This is a genomic window from Enterobacter cloacae, from assembly GCF_013375935.1.
Lineage (GTDB): Bacteria > Pseudomonadota > Gammaproteobacteria > Enterobacterales > Enterobacteriaceae > Enterobacter > Enterobacter pasteurii.
The window spans coordinates 3157789-3181334 of sequence record NZ_CP056117.1 but is presented as its reverse complement, the minus strand read 5'-3'; the positions used below and the strand labels follow the sequence as shown (position 1 = coordinate 3181334).

Annotated in this window: 13 protein-coding genes, 2 tRNA genes, 1 other RNA gene and 1 pseudogene; 7 read left to right on the top strand and 10 right to left on the bottom strand. The window is 59.0% G+C overall.

Annotated features, from left to right (window positions below; translation table 11 throughout):
• Window positions 1-187: 187 nt before the first annotated feature.
• The gene (rssB, locus tag HWQ14_RS14905) at window positions 188-1201 is read right to left on the bottom strand and encodes a two-component system response regulator RssB (protein ID WP_176610138.1); all 1014 of its coding nucleotides are present in this window, start codon (window positions 1199-1201) and stop codon (window positions 188-190) included.
• A gap of 89 nt (window positions 1202-1290) precedes the next feature.
• Entirely contained in the window at window positions 1291-2193 is a 903-nt protein-coding gene (gene rssA / locus HWQ14_RS14900) for a patatin-like phospholipase RssA (protein WP_176610137.1), read from the bottom strand.
• 113 nt (window positions 2194-2306) lie between these two features.
• On the opposite strand from rssA, the gene HWQ14_RS14895 reads away from it, so the two are divergent.
• The 5 genes from HWQ14_RS14895 (at window position 2307) to HWQ14_RS14875 (ending at window position 4193) form a co-directional block, all read left to right on the top strand.
• Complete coding sequence (locus tag HWQ14_RS14895) at window positions 2307-2771, top strand: YchJ family protein (RefSeq protein ID WP_148419627.1); 465 nt, start codon at window positions 2307-2309, stop codon at window positions 2769-2771.
• Between the two features lie 41 nt (window positions 2772-2812).
• Entirely contained in the window at window positions 2813-3655 is an 843-nt protein-coding gene (gene purU, locus HWQ14_RS14890) for a formyltetrahydrofolate deformylase (RefSeq protein WP_176610136.1), read from the top strand.
• 157 nt (window positions 3656-3812) lie between these two features.
• Window positions 3813-3897, top strand: a tRNA-Tyr gene (locus HWQ14_RS14885).
• Between the two features lie 35 nt (window positions 3898-3932).
• Window positions 3933-4017: transfer RNA gene (locus HWQ14_RS14880), tRNA-Tyr, on the top strand.
• Between the two features lie 45 nt (window positions 4018-4062).
• Window positions 4063-4193, top strand: a non-coding RNA gene (locus tag HWQ14_RS14875) — RtT sRNA.
• A 170-nt stretch (window positions 4194-4363) separates the two neighbouring features.
• On the opposite strand, the pseudogene narI reads toward HWQ14_RS14875, so the two are convergent.
• From narI to HWQ14_RS14850, 5 genes and pseudogenes are all read right to left on the bottom strand, one after another.
• A pseudogene (gene narI / locus HWQ14_RS14870) lies at window positions 4364-5041 on the bottom strand (respiratory nitrate reductase subunit gamma).
• Window positions 5041-5751 (bottom strand): nitrate reductase molybdenum cofactor assembly chaperone, encoded by a 711-nt coding sequence (gene narJ, locus HWQ14_RS14865; RefSeq protein WP_148419625.1) that lies wholly within the window; start codon window positions 5749-5751, stop codon window positions 5041-5043. The pseudogene narI and the gene narJ overlap by 1 nt, the downstream one beginning before the upstream one ends.
• Window positions 5748-7283: a nitrate reductase subunit beta gene (gene narH, locus HWQ14_RS14860; protein ID WP_148419624.1), complete on the bottom strand. Its 1536-nt coding sequence runs from the start codon at window positions 7281-7283 to the stop codon at window positions 5748-5750. Before narH ends, narJ begins: the two co-directional genes overlap by 4 nt.
• The gene (locus HWQ14_RS14855) at window positions 7280-11023 is read right to left on the bottom strand and encodes a nitrate reductase subunit alpha (protein WP_176610135.1); all 3744 of its coding nucleotides are present in this window, start codon (window positions 11021-11023) and stop codon (window positions 7280-7282) included. The genes narH and HWQ14_RS14855 overlap by 4 nt, the downstream gene beginning before the upstream one ends.
• A gap of 381 nt (window positions 11024-11404) precedes the next feature.
• Window positions 11405-12799 (bottom strand): NarK family nitrate/nitrite MFS transporter, encoded by a 1395-nt coding sequence (locus tag HWQ14_RS14850; protein ID WP_176610134.1) that lies wholly within the window; start codon window positions 12797-12799, stop codon window positions 11405-11407.
• A gap of 309 nt (window positions 12800-13108) precedes the next feature.
• Between HWQ14_RS14850 and narX the strand changes: the two genes are divergently transcribed.
• Entirely contained in the window at window positions 13109-14905 is a 1797-nt protein-coding gene (gene narX / locus HWQ14_RS14845) for a nitrate/nitrite two-component system sensor histidine kinase NarX (protein ID WP_176610133.1), read from the top strand.
• A complete protein-coding gene (gene narL / locus HWQ14_RS14840) occupies window positions 14898-15548 on the top strand; it encodes a two-component system response regulator NarL (RefSeq protein ID WP_003856701.1) in 651 nt (216 codons plus the stop codon). The genes narX and narL overlap by 8 nt, the downstream gene beginning before the upstream one ends.
• Before the next feature lies 1 nt (window position 15549).
• Here narL and HWQ14_RS14835 read toward each other — a convergent pair whose 3' ends face one another.
• From HWQ14_RS14835 to nirB, 3 genes are all read right to left on the bottom strand, one after another.
• A complete protein-coding gene (locus HWQ14_RS14835) occupies window positions 15550-16968 on the bottom strand; it encodes a YchO/YchP family invasin (RefSeq protein ID WP_176610132.1) in 1419 nt (472 codons plus the stop codon).
• Between the two features lie 113 nt (window positions 16969-17081).
• Window positions 17082-19559, bottom strand: a complete 2478-nt coding sequence (locus tag HWQ14_RS14830) for a nitrate reductase (protein WP_176610131.1) — start codon at window positions 19557-19559, stop codon at window positions 17082-17084.
• Window positions 19556-23542, bottom strand: a complete 3987-nt coding sequence (gene nirB / locus HWQ14_RS14825; protein WP_176610130.1) for a nitrite reductase large subunit NirB — start codon at window positions 23540-23542, stop codon at window positions 19556-19558. Before nirB ends, HWQ14_RS14830 begins: the two co-directional genes overlap by 4 nt.
• Window positions 23543-23546: the final 4 nt, after the last annotated feature.

Here is a 23546-nt window from a genome sequence, read left to right as displayed (position 1 = left end):
GAATTGTTCAAGTTTTGAACTTTTATGCATTGAATAACGCGTTGAGTATACAGTCTCAGCCACTAATACGGGTCTGAAAAGGACGCGTTGCCGATCAATTAAGACAAATACGCATGAAACTTGCAGCGATAGTAGCACCGCCGGCAAAAACACAGGTAAAGCAATCTGAAAAATAAAAACCGATTGCTTACTCCGTGGACAACATTAAGCGTAACCGTCCACCCGCACCCCAAATTTGACACTGCCAGGAGGTGCAGCGATGACTAATTTGATTAAGGTAAGTATTTCCCAGCGTCCCCAACGGTACGCCATTACTCACCTGAATATGATGTTCTCCGGTATTCAGCGTGGCATTTAACCCTGCCGATACCAGAATAAGGTTATTCAACCCGCTGTGATAATAGCCAACCAGAAGCGGGAACTGACCCGGTAAATTCACCTGGCGGAAAAGCTGGTTAACCTGTTTGAGTAAACTGCCTAGCTCAGGAAGCCGTTGCCCCTGATGGGATAATTGTTCCTGTAACAAACCATTAAACAGCGCGCGCAGCAATAAGGCAGCCAAAACGCCGTTATCTCCTGCCCGAGTGACGTCCAGACAATAAAAGGCGAGATCGGAATCTGATAACGGAGCAATATCCAGCACCAGTCCCGGCTGGTCAGCCGCTACCAGCTGGCGATAATTTACCCGGCAATGAGAAATATTTTGCTGCACGGGCGGCTGAAGCTCCTGAAGCAACTTTGCGGCCGCAAGGGGATTACTGACTAACGCATCCCAGTCCTGGAATAAACGTTCTTCTTCCTCAACCCGTGAATTAAACATATTAGGGTACAGGCACGCGAGCACCGTTTCACGCAGACGGTTTAAATCCTTGACGGGCTTGAGCAGGATATCCTGCACCCCCAGACGCAGCGCTTTGGCGATATCCGACATATTCTCGGTGGCGGAGATAACCAGAATGGGGGTCTGATCCCCTTCGTTACGCAGGTTCTCCACCAGCATCAGGCCGTTCATGCGAGGCATCTCGATATCACAGATCATCAGGTCAGGCGTAATGCTGGCCATTTTTTCCAGCGCCTCGACGCCATCTTCGGCAAGGGACGTGGTTGCACCCAGTGAGGATAACCACGAATCCAGTAGCGATCGGAAAACGGGCTCGCCTTCAACTATCAAAATGTGTTTTCCGGCCAATGGCTGTGTCATGGTTCCTCCCCTGGCTGACAGTTACTCAATAGTGGCATGCTATTGGTACTATCGCCTGTCAGATTTTGCTGAAGTAATCAAAAAAGTGCTTAACGTGCTGTACGCACAAAAGGCAACAGTTCATCTATTTTCTTTTCGACGGCTAACGAGCCCGCTGCAATGGCGGCTTCAGCCCGGTGGAAATCTAAGGTTGAGATTTGTGGGCAATAGGGTTGAATAAGAATATCCGGAGGATCGCCCGCCATACGGTTTCGCTTCAGGCGATTCTCAAGGATTTGAATGGAGGTCGTCATGATTTCGACGGCGTTAGGCGCGGCTACCGCACGACGGGAGGCCAGACGCCCTATTCTGCCGCGCAGACGCGCATGCCACGCCAGTTTCTCTGTTTCTGCCTCATCGCTCTGAAGATTAACCGACATCAGATCCTGCTGCATAAGATGGGCGTCGTGCTGTAAATCTACGGCGATGACGATATCTGCCCCCATAGCACGCGTCAGCGAGATGGGCACGGGATTCACTACCCCGCCATCAACGAGCCAGTAGCCGTTGTGCGGCACGGGGGCCATTAAGCCCGGTATGCTACAGGAGGCGCGTACGGCACGGTGAATATCCCCTTCGGTGAGCCATATTTCCCGGCCCGTACTGAGGTTGGTGGCAACGGCACCAAATGGCATATGGCAGTAGCTGAAGTCAGCGTGCGGCATAATCTTGCGGAACTGGTTGAACACGCGTTCCCCGCGCAGCAGCCCGCCGCGCTGCCAGGAGAGATCCATCAGGCGCAGCACATCCCAGTAGCGAAAAGAGCGCACCCAGCTTTCGAGCTCCGGGAGCTTGCCGCAGGCGTAAGCGGACCCGACGAGCGACCCGATAGAACAACCTGCAACGATATCAACGTCAATCCCCATCTGGTTTAAGGCGTTGATAACGCCAATATGTGACCAACCCCGGGCGGCACCTGAGCCCAACGCCAGTCCAATTTTTACCTTTCTCATTAGCCCTGTTTTACTTCCCCTGGATTCCCGACATAGCGTCAACGCAACTGCTCAGTTAACATGGTGCTACCTTAAGCGTTTAACGCCTTATTTTTTGTTCCAGGAAGAGAATCGTGTCTCAACTCTGCCCCTGTGGTAGCGCTCTGGAGTATAGCCTATGTTGCCAGCGATATCTTTCTGGCGAGCAGGTTGCACCAGACCCGTCACACCTTATGCGCTCGCGGTATGCTGCTTTTGTGATCAAAAACGCAGACTACCTGATTAACACCTGGCACCCGTCCTGCCAGGCGGCCGATTTCCGCCAGGAGATTGAAGCCGGGTTCGCCAACACGACCTGGCTTGGCCTCACCGTCTTTGACGCCGCTCCCGGCCGTGATGATAACGAAGGCTATGTCAGCTTTGTCGCCCGCTTCAGCGAGCAAAACAAACCGGGAGCCATCATTGAACGTTCCCGGTTCTTAAAGGAAAGCGGGCAATGGTATTATATTGACGGTACACGCCCGCAATTCGGTCGTAACGATCCCTGCCCCTGCGGTTCAGGTAAAAAATTTAAAAAGTGTTGCGGCAGCAATGCCTGACAACTCAGACTTCGCAAATACTTAAACAGGATTTCCCGGCGATGCAATCATTACAACGTAAAGTTCTGCGCACTATTTGTCCCGATCAAAAAGGGCTTATCGCACGAATTACTAACATTTGTTACAAACATGAACTGAATATCGTGCAGAACAACGAGTTCGTTGACCACCGTACCGGTCGCTTCTTTATGCGCACCGAGCTGGAAGGCATTTTCAACGACATCACCCTGCTTGCCGATCTGGATAGCGCCCTGCCGGAAGGCTCGGTACGCGAGCTGAATCCGGCCGGCCGTCGCCGCATTGTGATTCTGGTCACCAAAGAGGCGCACTGCCTGGGCGATTTGCTGATGAAGGCCAACTATGGCGGACTGGACGTTGAAATCGCCGCCGTTATTGGCAACCACGAGACGCTGCGTACCCTGGTTGAACGTTTTGACATTCCGTTCGAGCTGGTGAGCCATGAAGGCCATACCCGTGAAGAACACGACAACCTGATGGCTCAGGCCATTGAGGCGCATAACCCGGACTACGTCGTGCTGGCAAAATACATGCGCGTACTGACGCCGTCCTTCGTGGCACGCTTCCCGAACAAGATCATCAACATTCACCATTCATTCCTGCCAGCCTTTATTGGTGCACGCCCGTATCACCAGGCGTACGAGCGCGGGGTGAAGATCATCGGTGCGACCGCCCACTACGTGAACGATAATCTGGACGAAGGCCCAATCATCATGCAGGACGTCATTCACGTGGACCACACCTACACGGCGGAAGATATGATGCGCGCAGGGCGCGACGTCGAGAAGAACGTCCTGAGCCGTGCGCTGTATCAGGTGCTTGCCCAGCGCGTCTTCGTGTACGGTAACAGAACGATTATTCTTTAATCCTTCGGAAAATGAATTGATTAGCTTTCCGCCTTTACGGATAAAAAGCAGGCAAACAACTTCATTTCCCTAAAGGAATACTTTACAGGGGCGCCTCATTTGATATGATGCGCCCCGCTTCCAACAGGAAGCAGGCCAGTAAAAAGCATTACCCCGTGGTGGGGTTCCCGAGCGGCCAAAGGGAGCAGACTGTAAATCTGCCGTCATCGACTTCGAAGGTTCGAATCCTTCCCCCACCACCATCTTCAAGCTGTACCTCAAAATATGAATTACCCCTGGTGGGGTTCCCGAGCGGCCAAAGGGAGCAGACTGTAAATCTGCCGTCATCGACTTCGAAGGTTCGAATCCTTCCCCCACCACCATCACTTCCAAATATCCCAATACTACCCTAAAGCACAATGCCTTATGTTCTTCCATTGCGGGGAAGGATGAGAAGCTTCGACTAAGGTTCGATTCGAGCGTAGCGAGAAAGCTTTGCCGCACGCAACGACCCGAAGGGCGAGGCGCAACGCGCCGGGTAATCCTTCCCCCACCACCATCACTTCCAAAGATTCCAATACTACCCTAAAGCACAATGCCTTATTTTCTTCCATTGCGGGGAAGGATGAGTCGTGCCAGACCTGCATCACTCAGCGATAAGCGCCCTGAAAGGCCAGGCCGGAACAAAAAAAAGCCCCGCCAGGGCGGGGCTTGTATCAGAAAAGTGAATCAGCGACGTGCGCGCACAATCTGGTACTTGCGCGTCATGTACTCCACCGGCGCGCTCCAGATGTGGACCAGACGAGAGAACGGGAACAGCACAAACAGGGTCATACCCAGCACCAGGTGAACGCGGAAGATAAACGCCACGCCGTCGAGATGCTCAGATGCACCGCCGTGGAAGGTCACCACTGACTGCGCCCATCCCACCAGCTTCATCATTTCACTGCCGTCCATATGCTGCGCGGAGAACGGTATGGTCAGCAGACCCAGCGCACACTGCACCATCAGCAGGGAGAGGATCAGGATGTCCGCTCCCGTGGTGGTAGCACGCACGCGCGGGCTGAACAGACGGCGCTTCAGCAGCAGCAGGCCACCCACAAGGGTCAACACGCCGCAGGCACCGCCGGCGATCATCGCCATCTTCTGCTTCACTTCAATCGGCAGCCACGCTTCGTACATCCAGTGCGGCGTCAGCATCCCCAGGAAGTGCCCTGCGAAAATCCCCAGAATCCCGATATGGAACAGGTTAGACGCCAGGTTCATCCCTTTGCGATCCAGCATCTAGCTGGAGGCAGCACGCCAGGTGTACTGGCCGTAGTCATAACGCAGCCAGCTTCCCACCAGGAATACGGTGCCCGCGATATACGGGTAAATGTCAAAGAAGAACATATTCAGGAAGTGCATTAGTGCCGTCCTCCGTTAGAGATATTCAGATATTGCGGAGCAACCGCTCCGGCAAAACGACGCTGGTGGGCTGAGATTTCAGATTCCCCGCAGTTCTGGTCCGCGAAGAATTTCACCTGCTCCTCTTCCCAGACCGCATCCAGCGCTTGCGGGGTATCGTCGCGGGCTTCATCCGCGATTTTTTCCGCCACTTTTTCACCGTCGACCGAGGCGTTAGCCAGCTTCACCAGCAGATCGAACAGGACCGCATAGCGGCTCTCACGCTGCTGCAGGCGCGCGCCGAGCAACGCCAGAATCGGCGCGATGTCCTGCAGGCCACCCAGCGCCTCCTCTTTCGGCAGCTGCGCCAGATACTCCAGGTACAGCGGCAGATGATCCGGCAATTCGCGGCTGTCGAGCTGCAGGCCGTGCTGCTCGTACTGGGCCATCAGATCCACCATTGCCTGACCACGGTCGCGGGATTCACCGTGAACGTGTTCAAACAGCAGCAGCGACGTCGCACGCCCACGGTCAAACAGCTGGCTGTAGTCCGCCTGCGCATCGAGAAGATCGCGCGCTAACAGGTCGCGGAGGAAAACGCCAAGGCGCTGGGCATCCTCTTTATCCAGGTTTTCAGATGACGCGAGTGCATCAAAGAGTTCCTGCTGATGCTGCGCAAGCGCAGCATCAGGGTACTCGAGCAGACGCGAAACAATGACGAGTTCAATCATTGGTGCGGCTCCGTTTTGCTGGTCACATCAAGGGCGTCGATGCGGCGGCTGTTAAACAGGTTGAACTTGCTGTCTGACCCGTGGCAACCGTCGCCAAAGGTAAAGCCACATCCGCTTTTTTCCGGGAAGGCTTCACGCGCCAGCTCACGATGGCTGCTCGGCACCACGAAACGGTCTTCGTAGTTGGCAATCGCCAGGTAACGGTACATTTCCTGCGCCTGCGCTTCGGTCAGGCCGACCTCTTCGAGCGCGCGGGTATCGTTGACGCCGTCAACGGTTTCCGCACGTTTGAAGTGGCGCATCGCCAGCATGCGCTTCAGCGCCAGCAGCACCGGCTGGGTATCCCCTGCGGTCAGCAGGTTTGCCAGGTACTGAACCGGGATACGCAGGCTTTCCACGTCCGGCAGAATGCCGTTGCTGCCCAGTTCACCCGCATCAGCCGCAGACTGAATCGGAGACAGAGGCGGCACGTACCAGACCATCGGCAGCGTGCGGTATTCCGGGTGCAGCGGCAGGGCCAGCTTCCAGTCCATCGCCATTTTGTACACCGGAGACTGCTGCGCGGCGTCGATCACGCTCTGCGGAATGCCGTCTTTCAGCGCCTGTTCGATAACCTTCGGATCGTTCGGATCGAGGAAGACGTCCAGCTGACGCTGATACAGATCTTTCTCGTTCTCGGTGCTCGCGGCATTTTCAATCGCGTCCGCGTCATACAGCAGCACGCCGAGGTAGCGAATTCGGCCTACGCAGCTCTCAGAGCAGACGGTCGGCATACCGGCTTCGATACGCGGGTAGCAGAAGATGCACTTCTCAGACTTACCGCTCTTCCAGTTGAAGTAGATTTTTTTGTACGGGCAGCCGGTGATGCACATACGCCAGCCGCGGCACTTGTCCTGGTCGATCAGCACGATACCGTCTTCTTCACGCTTGTAGATGGCACCGCTCGGGCAGGTCGCCACGCACGCCGGGTTCAGGCAGTGCTCGCACAGGCGCGGCAGATACATCATGAAGGTGTTTTCGAACTGGCCGTACATCGCCTTCTGCATGTTCTCGAAGTTCTGGTCTTTGGCGCGTTTTTCGAACTCGCCGCCCAGAATCTCTTCCCAGTTTGGACCGCTGGTAATTTTGTCCATGCGCTGGCCGGTGATCAGCGAGCGAGGACGGGCGATCGGCTGGTGCTTGCTCTCCGGCGCGTTGTGCAGGTTCTGATAGTCGTAATCAAACGGCTCATAGTAATCGTCGATGCCCGGCAGATGCGGGTTGGCGAAGATTTTACCCAGCAGCATCGCACGGTTACCCATGCGTGGCTGAAGCTTGCCGTTGATTTTACGGATCCAGCCGCCCTTCCACTTCTCCTGGTTTTCCCAGTCGGTCGGGAAGCCGGTGCCCGGCTTGCTTTCCACGTTGTTGAACCAGGCGTACTCCATACCTTCACGGCTGGTCCAGACGTTTTTACAGGTGACCGAGCAGGTATGACAGCCGATGCATTTATCCAGATTCAGCACCATGCCGACTTGTGAACGAATTTTCATTTTACGCTCTCCTGTACCTGGTCATTACCTTCACCGTCTAACCAGTTAATATTCTTCATCTTACGTACCACCACGAACTCATCGCGGTTCGATCCTACGGTGCCGTAGTAGTTAAAGCCGTAGGCCAGCTGCGCGTAGCCACCGATCATGTGGGTTGGCTTAGGCGTAATACGCGTCACGGAGTTGTGAATACCGCCGCGCTGCTCGGTGATCTCTGAACCCGGCAGGTTCACGATACGTTCCTGCGCGTGGTACATCATGGTCATCCCGGCCGGTACGCGCTGGCTCACCACTGCACGTGCCGTCAGGGCACCGTTGCTGTTGAACACTTCGATCCAGTCGTTATCTTCAATACCCAGATCCTTGGCGTCCGTCTCGCTCATCCAGACGATTGGGCCCCCGCGCGACAGCGTCAGCATCAGCAGGTTGTCGCTGTAGGTTGAGTGGATACCCCACTTCTGGTGCGGCGTCAGGAAGTTCAGCGCCTTCTCAGGGTTACCGTTGGATTTCGCCCCCATCACGGCCTTCACGGAGCGGGTGTCGATAGGCGGACGGTAAACCAGCAGGCTTTCACCGAAGTCGCGCATCCACTGGTGATCCTGATACAGCGACTGACGGCCGGTCAGGGTGCGCCATGGGATCAGCTCGTGAACGTTGGTGTAGCCGGCGTTATAGGACACGTGCTCATCTTCCAGGCCAGACCAGGTCGGGCTGGAGATGATTTTGCGCGGCTGCGCCTGAATATCGCGGAAGCGGATTTTTTCGTCTTCTTTGTTCAGCGCCAGATGCGTGTGGTCGCGGCCGGTGAATTCACTCAGCGCTTCCCACGCCTTCACGGCAACCTGGCCGTTGGTTTCCGGTGCCAGGGTCAGGATCATTTCTGCCGCATCAATCGCCGTATTCAGCATCGGCTGGCCTTTGGCCGGACCGTCCGCTTTGGTGTAATTGAGCTTGCGCAGCAGATCCATTTCGCTCTGGGTGTTCCAGGCGATCCCTTTCCCGCCGTTACCGATTTTCTCCATCAGCGGGCCGATAGAGGTAAAGCGCTCGTAGGTCGCCGGGTAGTCACGTTCTACCGGAATAATGTGCGGCGCGGTTACGCCCGGAATCAGGTCGCATTCGCCTTTTTTCCAGTCCTTCACGTCCAGCGGCTGCGCCAGTTCGGCAGCGGAGTCGTGCTGGATTGGCAGCGTGACCACGTCGGTCTCTTTGCCCAGGTGCCCCACGCAGACTTCGGAGAACTTCTTCGCGATGTCCTTGTAGATATCCCAGTCGCTTTTTGATTCCCACGCCGGGTCAACGGCCGCAGACAGCGGATGAATAAACGGATGCATATCCGAGGTATTCATGTCGTCTTTTTCGTACCAGGTCGCGGTTGGCAGCACGATGTCGGAGTACAGGCAGGTGCTGGACAGACGGAAGTCGAGGGTCACCACCAGATCCAGCTTGCCGTCGAGACCGTTGTCTTTCCACTCCACCTCTTCCGGCTTCACGCCGCCCTGCTTGCCGAGATCTTTACCCTGGATACCGTTTTCGGTACCAAGCAGGTATTTCAGCATGTACTCATGGCCCTTACCGGAAGAGCCCAGCAGGTTAGAACGCCAGATGAACAGGTTACGCGGATGGTTTTTACCGTTTTCCGGCTGTTCAGCCGCAAAACGAATTGAGCCTTCTTTCAGTGACTTAACGGTGTAATCCACCGGCGACATCCCCGCCTTCTTCGCCTCTTCTGCAATGCGCAGCGGGTTAGTCCCCAGCTGAGGCGCGGACGGCAGCCAGCCCATGCGTTCAGCGCGGACGTTGAAGTCAATCAGGTGGCCGCTGTAGCGGGATTTATCCGCCATCGGCGACAGCAGCTCCTGGGCGGTAACCGTCTCGTAGCGCCACTGGCTGGAGTGGTTATAGAAGTAGGAGGTGCTGTTCATGTGGCGTGCCGGACGCTGCCAGTCAAGGGCAAACGCCAGCGGCTGCCAGCCGGTCTGCGGACGCAGCTTTTCCTGGCCCACGTAGTGTGCCCAGCCGCCGCCGCTCTGACCGACACAGCCGCAGAAGATCAGCATATTGATCAGACCGCGATAGTTCATATCGAGGTGATACCAGTGGTTCAGACCGGCCCCGACGATGATCATTGAACGGCCGTGGGTCTTATCGGCGTTTTCCGCAAACTCGCGGGCGATGCGAACGATCTGCGCGCGCGGCACGCCGGTGATCTGCTCTGCCCAGGCAGGGGTGTAAGCCTTCACGTCGTCATAGCCGGTCGCGCAGTTTTCGTCGTTCAGACCGCGTTCCAGGCCGTAGTTGGCCATGGTCAGGTCATAGACGGTGGTGACCAGCGCGGTAGAACCGTCGGCCAGCTGCAGGCGCTTAACCGGCAGCTTGTGCATCAGGACGTTTTGCAGCTCAACCTTGTTGAAGTGCTCGGAGCCTTCGCCGCCAAAGTACGGGAAGCCAACATCGGCGATCTCATCCTGGCTGCCCAGCATGCTGAGGCGCAGTTCAGTCTCTTCGCCGGTAGTGCCGTTACGCTGCTCCAGGTTCCATTTGCCCTTCTCGCCCCAGCGGAAGCCGATAGAGCCGTTTGGCGCCACCAGCTCGCCGTTGCTGTTGCAGGCGACAGTTTTCCACTCCGGGTTGTTTTCCTGGCCCAGGGCGTCCACCAGATCCGCCGCGCGCAGCATACGGCCCGCCGCGTAATAGCCGTCACGCTCTTCGAGCATGACCAGCATCGGCATATCGGTGTAGCGACGCACGTAGTCGGTGAAGTACTGGCTTGGCTTATCGAGGTGGAATTCGCGCAGCATAACGTGGCCCATCGCCAGCGCCATTGCCGCATCGGTACCCTGCTTCGGTGCCAGCCACAGGTCGCACAGCTTCGCGATCTCCGCGTAGTCCGGGGTCACCGCAACGGTTTTCGTCCCTTTGTAACGCACTTCGGTAAAGAAGTGCGCGTCCGGGGTACGGGTCTGCGGAACGTTAGAGCCCCAGGCGATGATGTAGCTTGAGTTGTACCAGTCGGCAGATTCCGGCACGTCGGTCTGCTCGCCCCAGGTCTGTGGAGACGCAGGCGGCAGGTCGCAGTACCAGTCGTAGAAGCTCAGGCAGGTACCGCCGATAAGCGAAAGATAGCGCGCACCGGAGGCGTAGGAGACCATCGACATCGCCGGGATCGGCGAGAAGCCTGCTACGCGGTCGGGACCGTAGGTTTTCACGGTGTAGACGTTGGAAGCCGCAATCAGCTCGTTCACCTCTTTCCAGGAGGAACGAACGAAGCCGCCGCGACCGCGAGCCTGCTTGAAGCTTTTCGCTTTGTCGGCGTCTTCGATGATGGATGCCCACGCATCAACCGGATCGCTGTGCTGAACCTTCGCTTCACGCCACATTTTCATCAGGCGTTTACGCATCAGCGGGTATTTCAGACGGTTGGCGCTGTAGAGATACCAGGAGTAGCTGGCGCCACGCGGGCAGCCGCGCGGTTCGTGGTTCGGCATATCCGGGCGGGTGCGCGGATAGTCGGTCTGCTGCATTTCCCAGGTCACCAGACCGTTTTTAACGAAAATCTTCCAGCTACATGAGCCAGTGCAGTTTACGCCATGGGTAGAGCGGACAACTTTGTCATGCTGCCAGCGTTGACGGTAACCGTCTTCCCAGTCCCGGTTGGTATCCAGAACCTGGCCGTGCCCATCGGCAAAAGTTTCACCCTTCTGTTTGAAGTAGCGAAACCGGTCCAAAAATTTGCTCATCGGGTATCTCCTGTGTGGAGCCTGTGGCTCTCTAAATCGACATTGCTGATTTGCAGCGAAGGTAACGCTATGAAAGATGGTGAGAATTGATAACGATCAAGGCGAAGGGGGACTCTCACAGGGGGTATTAGATGAAATACCACCAAAGCGGTAGGTTTTTAAATTTATTATCACTTTGAAATATATAGATATTTTTTATTTATCGTACAAAAAGCAGGGAAAAATTTAACATCTTAGGTATTAAGGGGTAGGCTCCCCTGAAAAGCGATGGCCATCACAGCGTTACCCGCGCGATACCCCTGGCGAAGTCATCAGTATGTTGTAACTATTTGTGCCATAAAAAAAGCGCGGCACACAGGCCGCGCAAACGGATAATCAAGTTTACTTGTTTTTCTTGGTATTACGGCCGTATACCAGCCACGTGATAGCCACGCAGGCGATATAGAAGACGAGGAAGACCTTCATTGCTCCCGCCGGGGAGCCGGTCAGATCCAGCGAGATGCCGAACGCTTTTGGAATAAAGAAGCCACCGATGGCGCCGATAGCAGAGATAAAGCCAAGCGCCGCCGCGGTGTCGGTAGCGGCTTCACGCATCGCCTGCTCGTCGCTCCCGCCCTGCGCCTTCACGCGATCCATGGTCAGCTTTCGGAAGATAACTGAGATCATCTGGAACGTAGACGCGCTGCCCAGCCCGGCCGTCAGGAACAGCACCATAAAGACGCCGAAGAAGGCAAAGAAGTTACCCCCCTGACCATCCGCCGGCAGCGTCAGGAACAGCAGCGCACAGAAGATAGCCATCACCACAAAGTTCACCAGCGTGACGCGGGCACCGCCAAGGCGGTCAGAAATCATGCCGCCCAGCGAGCGCGCCAGGGCGCCAATAAATGGACCGAAGAAGGCGAACTGCAGGATCTGCACGTCCGGGAACTGGGTTTTAGACAGCATCGCAAAGCCCGCGGAGAAGCCGATGAACGAGCCGAAGGTTGCCAGATACAGCAGCGCCATCACCCACAGGTGGCCACGCTTCAGCACCGGCAGCTGCTCGCTCAGGGAAGCTTTTGACGCAGACAGATCGTTCATAAAGAACCACGCCGCCAGCGTAAAGACCACCAGGAACGGCACCCAGATCCAGGCGGCGTTTTGCAGGAACAGCATCGAACCGTCAGGCTGCGTCACGCCGCCGCCGAAGGCAGCAAAGATAGAAACAGAGATTGCCAGCGGAGCAAGCAGCTGCATCACGCTCACGCCCATGTTACCCAGACCGCCGTTAATGCCGAGCGCCCCGCCCTGCTTCGCTTTCGGGAAGAAGAAGCTGATGTTTGCCATGCTGGACGCAAAGTTCGCACCCGCAAAACCGCACAGCAGGGAGATAATCACGAACACGCTAAACGGCGTGGAGGTATCCTGCACCGCAAAACCGAGCCACACGCACGGGACGATCATGATGCCGGTGCTGAAGGCCGTCCAGCGACGGCCGCCGAAGACCGGCACCATAAACGCGTAAGGCACGCGCAGCAGCGCGCCCGAAAGTGACGGCAGCGCGGTCAGCATAAAGAGCTGATCGGTGGTAAAGGTAAAGCCCACCTTTGGCAGATTAACCGCAACCGCGCTGAACAGCATCCAGACGCAAAACGCTAACAGCAGGCATGGAACGGAAATCCACAGATTACGACTTGCTACACGATGGCCGCGCTGTTGCCAGAACGCCGGATCCTCTGGACGCCAGTCAGTAATAACGGCACCATTTTCCCTTTCGGGAGCGGATGAGTGACTCATAGACACCTCTGATTCTCGAATGATGCTGCAAACATTAGGGCTTTAGGGCGGCGGTAAGTTGATATAAATCAAAGGAAAAGTGGGACGTTTTGCGGCGAAAAAAAAGTCATCCCCCTTAGTGAGTAGACGCAAAACGTAAAAAAGGTGTGGTTTTTCACGGTTCTGACCCGTTCCTGCTGCGCCCACCCCCTAACCGTTACCCCTGCGGCAATTTAGAGGTAATCCTTTATTGGTATGGGTATACTCCAGGGTATGCACCAGAATAGCGCCATTCCTGCAATCATGTCACGTCAGGAGCCCGGCAACTCTATGTTAAAAAGATGTTTATCTCCGCTGACGCTGGTTAACCAACTGGCGCTTATTGTTTTGCTGTCCACCGCCATCGGTGTGACCGGCATGGCTATTTCTGGCTGGCTGGTGCAGGGCGTACAGGGTAACGCGCATGCCATTAATGAGGCAGGCTCCCTGCGTATGCAGAGTTACCGGCTGCTGGCGTCGGTCCCGCTGACCCAGGCCGATAAGCCGCTTATTGATGAAATGGAGCGTACCGCGTTCAGCCCTGAGCTGGAAAAAGCCGCCATTCGTGACGGTCAGGAATCGCAGCTTAAGGCGCTTCAGGGCTACTGGCACACCCAGCTGGCGCCGGGGTTAAAGCGGGCGGAAAGCCGCGATACCGTCGCTCAGGATGTCGCCGGGTTCGTATCGCGCATCGATCGCCTTGTCAGCTCATTCGATCGCACCACGGAGCTACGCATTGACCGCGTGGTGATGGTTCACCGCGCGATGGCGCTGTTTATGGGCCTGCTGCTGATTTTCACGGTGATCTGGCTGCGCGCGCGCTTGCTGAACCCCTGGAAGCAGCTGCTGGCGATGGCTCGCGCCGTTACGCAGCGCGATTTTACCCAGCGCACGCACATCATCGGACGCAACGAAATGGCGATGCTCGGCGAGGCGCTGAATACCATGTCGGCAGAGCTGTCGGAAAGTTACGCGGTGCTGGAGAAACGCGTTCAGGAGAAGACCGCGGGGCTTGAGCAGAAAAACGAGATCCTCTCTTTCCTGTGGCAGGCGAACCGTCGCCTGCATATGCAGGTACCGCTTTGTGAACGTCTCTCGCCGGTACTGAACGGCCTGCAAAACCTGACCCTGCTCCACGACCTGGAGCTGCGGGTTTACGACGTTGAAGATGAAGAAAATCATCAGGAATTTACCTGTCAGTCGGACATGTCCTGCGACGATAAAGGGTGTCATCTGTGCCCGCGCGGGCTACCTCCGCTCACCACCAGCGGCACAACGCTGAAGTGGCGGCTGATGGACAGCCATACCCAGTACGGTATTTTGCTGGCTACCCTGCCAGCCGGGCGTCACCTGAGCCACGACCAGCAGCAGCTGGTGGATACGCTGGTTGAACAGCTCACGGCTACGCTGGCGCTCGATCGCCATCAGGAGAAACAGCAGCAGCTGATCGTCATGGAGGAGCGAGCCACCATCGCCCGCGAGCTGCACGACTCCATCGCCCAGTCCCTCTCCTGCATGAAGATGCAGGTGAGCTGCCTGCAAATGCAGGATGAAGGTATGCCGGAGAGCAGCAAACAGCTGCTCAGCCAGATCCGCAACGAGCTTAACACCTCGTGGATCCAGCTTCGCGAACTGCTGACCACCTTCCGCCTGCAGCTCACCGAGCCGGGGCTGCGCCCCGCGCTGGAGTCGAGCTGTCAGGAATTCAGCGCCCGGCTGGGCTTCCCGGTGAAGCTGGATTACCAGCTGCCGCCGCGATTTGTCCCCTCCCATCAGGCGATTCATTTACTGCAAATTGCCCGTGAAGCCCTGAGCAACGTGCTTAAGCATGCCGATGCGACGGCCGTCACGGTGACCGTGAGCTGCCAGGATAACCAGGTGAAGCTCAGGATCCTGGATAACGGCCGCGGCGTGCCGGAAAATGCCGAACGAACGAACCACTATGGTTTAATTATCATGCGAGACCGCGCGCAAAGCCTGCGCGGTGATTGCCAGGTTCGCCGGGGAGAGTCAGGTGGCACCGAAGTCGTGGTCACCTTTATACCCGAAAAGCCCCTCATAACTGCTCAAGGAGAAAACCATGACTAATCAGGAACCGGCATCCATCCTGTTGATTGACGATCATCCGATGCTGCGAACTGGCGTTAAGCAGCTTGTCAGCATGGCGCCCGACATCACCGTCGTCGGTGAGGCCAGCAACGGCGAACAGGGCATTGAACTTGCCGAATCGCTCGATCCTGATTTGATCCTGCTCGATCTCAACATGCCGGGCATGAACGGCCTGGAAACCCTCGACAAGCTGCGGGAGAAATCTCTCTCCGGCCGGGTGGTGGTCTTTAGCGTATCTAACCATGAGGAAGACGTGGTCACCGCGCTCAAGCGGGGTGCAGACGGCTATCTGCTGAAGGATATGGAGCCGGAAGATCTGCTCAAGGCGCTGCAGCAGGCTGCCGCAGGCGAGATGGTACTGAGTGAAGCGTTAACGCCAGTGCTGGCCGCCAGCCTGCGCGCGAACCGCGCCACGTCCGACCGCGACGTCAGCCAGCTGACCCCGCGCGAGCGCGACATTCTGAAGCTGATTGCCCAGGGCCTGCCGAACAAGATGATCGCCCGCCGTCTGGACATCACCGAAAGCACGGTCAAGGTACACGTTAAACACATGCTGAAGAAAATGAAGTTAAAATCCCGCGTTGAGGCCGCCGTCTGGGTGCATCAGGAACGCATTTTTTAACTTACTCGTCCGGCAGCAACTTCCACCGTGGATCGTCGTCAGGCACTGCGACGAGCGGTTGCACCACGGAAAGCGTGATCTCATTGGAGGAGACACGCTGCCCATTCTTATCTTCCACAACGGCCGAGAGCCGCCATTCGTTTTTCACCCCTTCCGCGTCGTTCCAGGCAGGCATGATCACGCTCCAGTCGTCGCTGCTGTTGCTGTTTTCCGGTGAGGTCAGGCTGAGCGCCTGGGTATCACCCAGCCAGTGGATCTGACGAACACCGTGCGTGCTGCGAATTTGCAGCTTCAGCATCACGGTTTCGCCCGGCTTCAGATCCCACGGCGGCGTGGCCAGATAAACCGACAGCGTTTTGCGCTGGCGGAACTCCATCACGGGCAGATTATCGCGCTCGGGTGAATCATAGCGGCTCCCGCGAAGCGAGCGCGTCGCCGCCACTTCCCCGGCGGAAAGCTGCTTCGCCAGCGGCACGCCAAAACGGTAGTTGAGCTTTAGCCCGAGGTTATTCTGGCTTACGCCGCTCTCCCCCTGCTTGTGGGCAGCCGTCAGGGTGACCAGCGGAACGGGGGTATAGTTCAGCCCCAGATTGACCGCCACCGGGTTGTGATACCCCGTGCCGCTGTTGAACAGATCCACGTTATCGCCAAAATACTGCTCAAAGCTGACGCTGGTGTTCAGGTGGTGAAACCAGGGCAGCCAGGCTTTCGCCGTCACGTCGTACCCGCGCGCCATGCGCTGCTCCCGAATATCGGAGCGCGGCTGCCATCCCGCAAACGGCTGGTAGTAGTTGGCCGACAGGCGCAGGTTTTCGCCCCACGCCTCTGCCCCCAGCCCGGCACGTTGCAGGTTGTCATCAAGCAGGTTGTCGTAAAAGGTGTTGTAGCCCAGCAGCCACTTTCCGGCAACCCAGCGCTGGCCGATCCCCGCGTTGCTCACCAGCCCGTCGGCCTGCTGCGTCAGCCCAAGCTGGCTCCAGCTCAGGTAGCGGTTGTTATCGTTCCAGGGGATAAACCAGCTTCCGCTGCTGCCGTTGAAGTTACCCTCATCATCCACCAGCACGTTAACGCTGGCGTTACCCCAGGGAGAAAGCCAGGATTCAATCTGCTCGTTGACTTCTCCGCTCACCGCATCGCGCACCTGACCAAACGCGAACTGCCGCGCCTGCTGCCCGGCGGTAAGGCCGTTATCGTTCATACTCGCCTCACCGAAGGCTTTCGCCATTTCGGCAAGGTGCTTTTCGCCCTCGCTGGTGGGCTGGGCCATGCCCAGGTCCGGCAGGCTATCGCCGTTGTTATCAAAGGGATTTTGCGCCTGCTGCACGAAGGATTTCGGCGCACCGTGAACGGCTCCGGCCGAAAGAAGGGGGAGTAATAACAGAAAACCGATGCGGGACGATACAGCCTTCAACGTCGTCAATAAGAACCTGTAGATATAAACAAACTCCTATTATGTTAACGCTATAAAACCTGAAATACAGTCTTAACAGCAATTTCAGGAATATCCTGAAAGCGTTTGTCCGCTTTACAACCTCATCCCAGCAGCCCCTTCAGTTCAGGCACGCAGGAGCCGCAGCCGGTGCCGCACCGTAGCGACGCCCCGAGCGATGCCACGGAACCGCAGCCTCCGGCAATCGCCTCGCGTATCGTGTTTTCCCCCACGCAAAAGCAGCTACAGATAATTCGCCCGGGATCTGAACCTTCATCCGGTCTTTGCCCGTTCAGCAGCGCGTGGCGTTCAGCTACCTCTACAGGCGCAGCGGCGAAGGCTTCTTCTATATATGCATGCGCGAGTGCCGGCAGCGTATGGCCTTCCCAGAAGCCAAGCATCAGCTCGCCGTGATGCCAGGCCAGCACGCTGCTGCGTTCGCCCGCCTGAGCAACCTGCAGCTGCCAGCCGCGGCCGCTGGCGTAATTCATCACCCACGACAGCAGCGGCTTATCGCCCGCCACCGTCAGCCGCGAGGCTTTACGCCACCAGCATACCGGGGGCGGCAGCTCGGGCAGTTCCCGGGCATACAGCTCCCCCTGCCAGACCGGCTGCCAGGGCGCGATCCTGACGGCGGTTTGTTTACTCTCCGGCTGGCCAGAAGCCGGATCGCAGCGCCCTTCCACCAGCGCATTCACCTTCCCCTGGCGGGCAAACTGCGCGTTCCAGTGCATCGGCGCAAACAGCTCCCCCGCACGCTGGCCGGGGTTGATACGGACTCTGGCAACCATGACCCCGCGCGGAGAGCTGATCCGCGCCAGCTGGCCGTCGGTAAGGGCAGCGCGCGCGGCGTCGGTGGTGCTTATTTCCACCACAGGCTCGTCGACGTGCTGCATCAGGCGCGGGACATACCCCGTGCGCGTCATGGTGTGCCACTGGTCGCGTATCCGCCCGGTGTTGAGCATCAGCGGATACAGCGCCCCGACGCGTGCCCCATGCGATTGCGGCTCAACCGGAACCATCGTACGCTGCGGGAAATCACCGGCATGCCACTGGTACGGCTCCAGCCCATCCCACTCTTCCCGCGTCAGCCTCGCCAGCTCGCGCAGGTTGAGCGCCCGCTCCCCGCCGTTTTCAAACGCCGTCAGCGCCGCGTGCTCACAAAATATCTCCTGAGGATGTTCCCAGGCGAAGGCCTCGCCATAGCCAAGCTGCCCGGCGACCCGGGCGACGATCCACCAGTCCGGCTTCGCCTCGCCGGGCGCTGGCAAAAACGCGCGCTGGCGGGAAATACGCCGCTCGGAGTTCGTCACCGTGCCGTTTTTCTCGCCCCACCCCAGCGCCGGAAAACGGATATGGGCAAACCGGCTGGTGTCCGTCTCCTGCATCACCTCAGAGACGATCACCAGCGGGCAGCCCGCCAGCGCCTGGCATACCGCGTGGCTGTCCGGCAGCGAGACGGCAGGGTTAGTCCCCATGATCCACACCGCCTTCACCTCGCCGCGGGCAATGGCATCGAAAAGCTCCACCGCCATCAGCCCCGGAGTCTGCGCCAGCCGCCCGGTGCCCCAGAAGCGCGCCACCCTTGCGAGATCGTCCGGCTCGAAGCCCATATGCGCCGCCAGCTGGTTTGCCAGCCCGCCCACCTCCCGCCCGCCCATGGCGTTTGGCTGTCCGGTCAGCGAAAACGGGCCGCAGCCCGGACGATTAAATTTTCCGCTGGCAAGATGCACGTTAATGATGGCGCTGCACTTGTCGCTGCCGCTGGAAGACTGGTTGATCCCCATGGCGTAAAGGGTGATCGCGCGAGGCGCGGTGATAAACCAGTCGTAAAAGGTTCCTATTTTCCCGGCAGGGAGATCGCAAAACGCCGCCACGCGGGCAATGGGCCACTCACCGGTGCCCTGGATCAGATTGAGCAATCCCACAAACAGCCCGGCGTCGCTGCCGGGCTTCAGCGCCAGGTGCAGGTCGGCGATATCGCAGGTGGCGGTGGTACGCGGATCGATCGCCACGACCTTCATCTGCGGATTATTGAGTTTTGCCTGGACCAGCCGCTGGTACAGCACCGGATGCGTCCAGGCCGCGTTCGAGCCAACGAGCACCACCAGGTCGCTGTTTTCCACATCCTCGTAGCTGCACGGCACCACGTCTTCGCCAAAGGCGCGTTTGTAGCCCACCACCGCCGACGACATGCAAAGCCGCGAGTTGGTATCAATGTTTGCCGCCCCGATAAACCCCTTCATCAGCTTGTTGGCGGCATAGTAATCCTCGGTTAACAGCTGGCCGGAGGCGTAAAACGCCACCGCCTGCGGCCCCCATTGTTCAATAATTGCTCTGAGCCGCTCGCCTGCTGCGCCCAGCGCCTGCGGCCATTCCACCTCGGCGCCGTCAACGACCGGGTGCAGCAGCCTTCCCTGCAATCCCGTCGTCTCTCCCAGGGCAGCCCCTTTTACGCACAGGCGACCAAAGTTTGCGGGGTGCGTTTCATCTCCCCGAACGATCACCTTTTCGCCGTCTACGCTGGCAATTACGCCGCAGCCCACGCCGCAGTAGGGGCACGTTGTCCGGGTTTCCGTCATGAGGCCTCCGCGCGCATCACCAGCTCTTCGTTGCCAACCCACACCTTGCCGTTTTCAATTTTTACCGGCCAGGCGCGCACCGCAGGCTCGCCGCTCTCGGCCTGACGCCCGTCGCGCAGGCGAATACGCTGCTTGTAGAGCGGAGAGATAACGACCGGTTCGCCCGCCGCATCGCCGAGAATGCCGCGCGAAAGCACGTTCGCGCTGCTGCCCGGCTCCAGATCGTCGAGGGCGTAAACGAATGCTCCAAAGCGGAACAGCGCAATCGGATTGCGGCCAAGCCGGGCGCCGATACCCGCCTGCTCCGGGATATCGTCAATGCCGCAGATCTCCTGCCAGCGCTTGCTTTCATCCGCTGCGGTACCGTTCACCGACGTGCGGAACAGCGCCAGACGATCGGGATCGTTCAGCGTGGTCTGCCACTCACACCGATACGTCTCTACCACCCGGGCCATCTCCTGCTCCAGCTCGTGGCCGATCCCCAGGCTGTCGTGCAGGATCACCTCCCGCAGATAGTCGAGGCCGCCTTCAAGGTTGTCCATCCAGGTGCTGGTGCGCTGCAGGCGATCCGCCGTGCGGATATAAAACATCAGGAAACGGTCGACGGTGCGGATCAGCGTTTCGTCGTCCAGGTCGCTGGCAAAGAGATCCGCATGGCGCGGCTTCATCCCGCCGTTGCCGCACAGATAGAGGTTCCAGCCCTTGTCCGTGGCAATCACCCCCACGTCTTTGCTCTGCGCCTCGGCGCACTCGCGGGTACAGCCGGAAACCGCCATTTTGATTTTGTGCGGCGCCCGCAGCCCCTTGTAGCGGTGCTCCAGCCTGACCGCGAGGCCGGTAGAATCCTGCACGCCGTAGCGGCACCACGTCGACCCGACGCAGGACTTCACCGTGCGCAGGGATTTCCCGTACGCGTGCCCGGTTTCAAACCCGGCCTCCACCAGCGCCTGCCAGATCTCCGGCAGCCGATCGAGGGTGGCGCCGAAGAGGTCGATACGCTGGCCGCCGGTGATTTTGCTGTACAGGCCGTAGCGCTTCGCAATCTGTCCGATGGCGATCAGGCCGTCGGCGGTCACTTCCCCCGCGGGCATGCGCGGCACGACGGAGTAGGTTCCGTCCTTCTGGATATTGGCGAAGTAGCGGTCGTTGGTGTCCTGCAGCGGCAGGTGCGCCGGCTTCAGCAGATACTCGTTCCAGCAGGAGGCGAGCACCGACCCGACCACCGGCTTACAGATTTCACATCCGTGCCCGTGGCCGTAGCGGCTGATGAGCTGGTCAAAGGTGCGGATATGGTTGACGCGCACCAGGTGGTAAATCTCCTGACGCGAGTACGGGAAGTGTTCGCAGATATCCTTTTTCACCTCCACGCCCTGTTCGGCAAGCTGGAACTCCATCACCTGCTTCACCAGCGCGCTACAGCCCCCGCAGCCGGTGGCCGCTTTCGTACACCGTTTAATGGCCCCCATCTCCGTCGCACCGCCGCTCACCGCCCGGCAGATATCGCCTTTGCTGACGTTATGACAGGAGCAGATCTGCGCGCTATCCGGCAGCGCCGCCACGCCGAGCGCTTTCGGCGCGCTGCCCGTGGAGACGGGTAATATCAGCGTTTCCGGCTCTTTCGGCAGGCCGATACCGTTGAGCATCATCTGCACCAGGGTGGCGTATTCGCCGGCATCGCCCACCAGCACGCCGCCCAACAGCGTTTTGCCGTCGTGGCTGACCACGATTTTCTTATAGATTTGCCGTGGGCCGTGCGTCCACTGGTAGCTCAGCGCGCCCGGCGTACGTGCGTGAGCGTCGCCGAACGAGGCGACATCCACGCCGAGCAGCTTGAGTTTGGTGCTCATATCCGCCCCGGTGAAGGTCTTCTCCTTACCCGCCAGCGCGGCGGCAGCCACCCGCGCCATCTGGTAGCCCGGGGCGACCAGGCCGTAAATTTTGCCCTCCCACAGCGCGCACTCGCCGATGGCAAACACGTCCTGGTCAGAGGTATGACAGCCGTCGTCAATGCAGATCCCGCCGCGCTCGCCGACAGCCAGCCCGCAGCCGCGCGCCAGCGCGTCCTGGGGACGAATGCCCGCAGAAAAGACCACCATGTCCGTTTCCAGCCGTTCGCCATCGGCGAAGCGCAGGACTAATCCGTCGTCCGTCGGGATAATGTCGGTCGTGGCTTTAGAGGTATGAACGCCGACGCCAAGCGCCTCAATTTTCTTACGCAGCATTGCCGCGCCGTCGTTATCGAGCTGCACCGCCATCAGGTTCGGCGCAAACTCCACCACGTGGGTTTCCAGCCCGAGCTGCGTGAGGGCATTTGCCGCCTCCAGCCCCAGCAGGCCGCCGCCAATCACCACGCCGCGTCGTGACCCCGCGGCATGGGCCGCAATGTTGTCCAGGTCGTCAAGGGTGCGGTAGACAAAGCAGCCCGGCAGATCGTTGCCCGGCACGGGCGGGACGAACGGGTATGAACCGGTCGCCAGCACCAGCTTGTCCCAGTGGATCTCATGCCCGCTGGCGGTGCGCACCACGCGCGCATCGCGATCGATAGCGACGATCTGCTGCGACAGGCGCAGCTCGATGCCGCTGTCGGCAAAGAAATCCCCTTCCACCAGCGAGAGCGACGCCGCGCTGCGCCCGCCAAAGTACTCGGACAGATGTACCCTGTCATAGGCGGCATGGCGCTCTTCACCAAAGACAACGATCTGGTACTGCTGATGCAGATTGCGGTTAACGCAGTCTTCAAGGAAATGATGGCCGACCATACCGTGTCCAACCACCACCAGAGTAGGTTTTGTCATAGCGTTCTGTCCTGCAACCCGCGGTTGCGTAGTGAAACGATCGAACAGCCAGTCCGCGTGGGCGGGCGCAGCCGTTGCCAGTAAATCGGTAAATGTCGCCGCGCTGCGGCAGTCTCCCATCAGCAGCACGCCAGCCAGCGCCCCCCGGTGGATCAGCAGGCGACGATAGTGGCGGGTTAGCGGATCCCACGAGCTCCAGACCACGTCGTTCTCCTGAGCCGCCGCGCGACCGAGGCTGAACAGCTCCACGCCGGTTACCTTGAGGCGCACGCCGCTGTCGGTCAGGGCAAACGGCGCGGCGACCTCACCGGCCAGCCGCGCGGCGAGGATATCCGCCTGCGCCATGCAGGGGGCGACCAGGCCAAACGTCTGGCCGTCAACTTCGCAGCACTCGCCAATGGCGAAGACAGCCGGCACCGAGGTCTGCATCTGGCTATCCACCACAATGCCGCGCGCACAGCGAATGCCGCTGGCCTGCGCCAGCGCGACGTTGGGCTGCACCCCGGTCGCCAGCACCACGCGGGCGGCCGCGACGCGGCGTCCGTTGCGCAGCGTCACGGCGTGCGCATCAATCGCCGCGATGCCCGAGTCGAGCTCGCAGCGCACGCCCCGCTCCGCCAGCGCTTCTTCCAGCAGCACGCCCGCCTGCTGGTCCAGCTGCTGCTCCATCAGCCACGGGCCGCGGTGGACCAGCGTGACGTTGTCACCAGACCGCGCCAGCGCCGCAGCCGCCTCCACGCCGAGCACCCCGCCGCCCAGCACTACCGCCGGACCGGAAATGCGCTGAACGGCGCGGGTATCGTCCAGGGTACGAAAGGTAAACACGTGCGGCGCGGCGCTGCCGGGGATCGGCGGCACAAAGGGCGTTGACCCGGTTGCAAAGACCAGCGCATCCCAGCCCAGCCTGCGGGCGGCGGTATGCACTTCACGCGCGTTCACGTCCACGGCAATGACCTTTTCACCCCGAAGCACCGTCACGCCTCGCGCCCGGTACCACTCCTCATCGTGCAGGTAAATGTTCGCCGCCTGCTTTTCCCCGCCCAGAACCGGCGAAAGCTGGATACGGTTATAGGCATGCTGAGGCTCGTCACCGATGACGGTGACGCAAAAACGACCGGGAGCACGCCCGGTCAGCGTGTCAATCAGCCGGGTTGCCGCCATCCCATTACCGATAATGACCAGTCGCATGGTT

Excerpts from the sequence above, each read along its gene's own strand:
- HWQ14_RS14855 (WP_176610135.1), bottom strand. The coding sequence starts at position 11,023 with ATGAGCAAATTTTTGGACCGGTTTCGCTACTTCAAACAGAAGGGTGAA.
- purU (WP_176610136.1), top strand. The coding sequence starts at position 2,813 with ATGCAATCATTACAACGTAAAGTTCTGCGCACTATTTGTCCCGATCAA.
- narH (WP_148419624.1), bottom strand. The coding sequence starts at position 7,283 with ATGAAAATTCGTTCACAAGTCGGCATGGTGCTGAATCTGGATAAATGC.
- narX (WP_176610133.1), top strand. The coding sequence starts at position 13,109 with ATGTTAAAAAGATGTTTATCTCCGCTGACGCTGGTTAACCAACTGGCG.
- nirB (WP_176610130.1), bottom strand. The coding sequence starts at position 23,542 with ATGCGACTGGTCATTATCGGTAATGGGATGGCGGCAACCCGGCTGATT.
- rssA (WP_176610137.1), bottom strand. The coding sequence starts at position 2,193 with ATGAGAAAGGTAAAAATTGGACTGGCGTTGGGCTCAGGTGCCGCCCGG.
- HWQ14_RS14830 (WP_176610131.1), bottom strand. The coding sequence starts at position 19,559 with ATGACGGAAACCCGGACAACGTGCCCCTACTGCGGCGTGGGCTGCGGC.
- narJ (WP_148419625.1), bottom strand. The coding sequence starts at position 5,751 with ATGATTGAACTCGTCATTGTTTCGCGTCTGCTCGAGTACCCTGATGCT.
- HWQ14_RS14850 (WP_176610134.1), bottom strand. The coding sequence starts at position 12,799 with ATGAGTCACTCATCCGCTCCCGAAAGGGAAAATGGTGCCGTTATTACT.
- narL (WP_003856701.1), top strand. The coding sequence starts at position 14,898 with ATGACTAATCAGGAACCGGCATCCATCCTGTTGATTGACGATCATCCG.
- rssB (WP_176610138.1), bottom strand. The coding sequence starts at position 1,201 with ATGACACAGCCATTGGCCGGAAAACACATTTTGATAGTTGAAGGCGAG.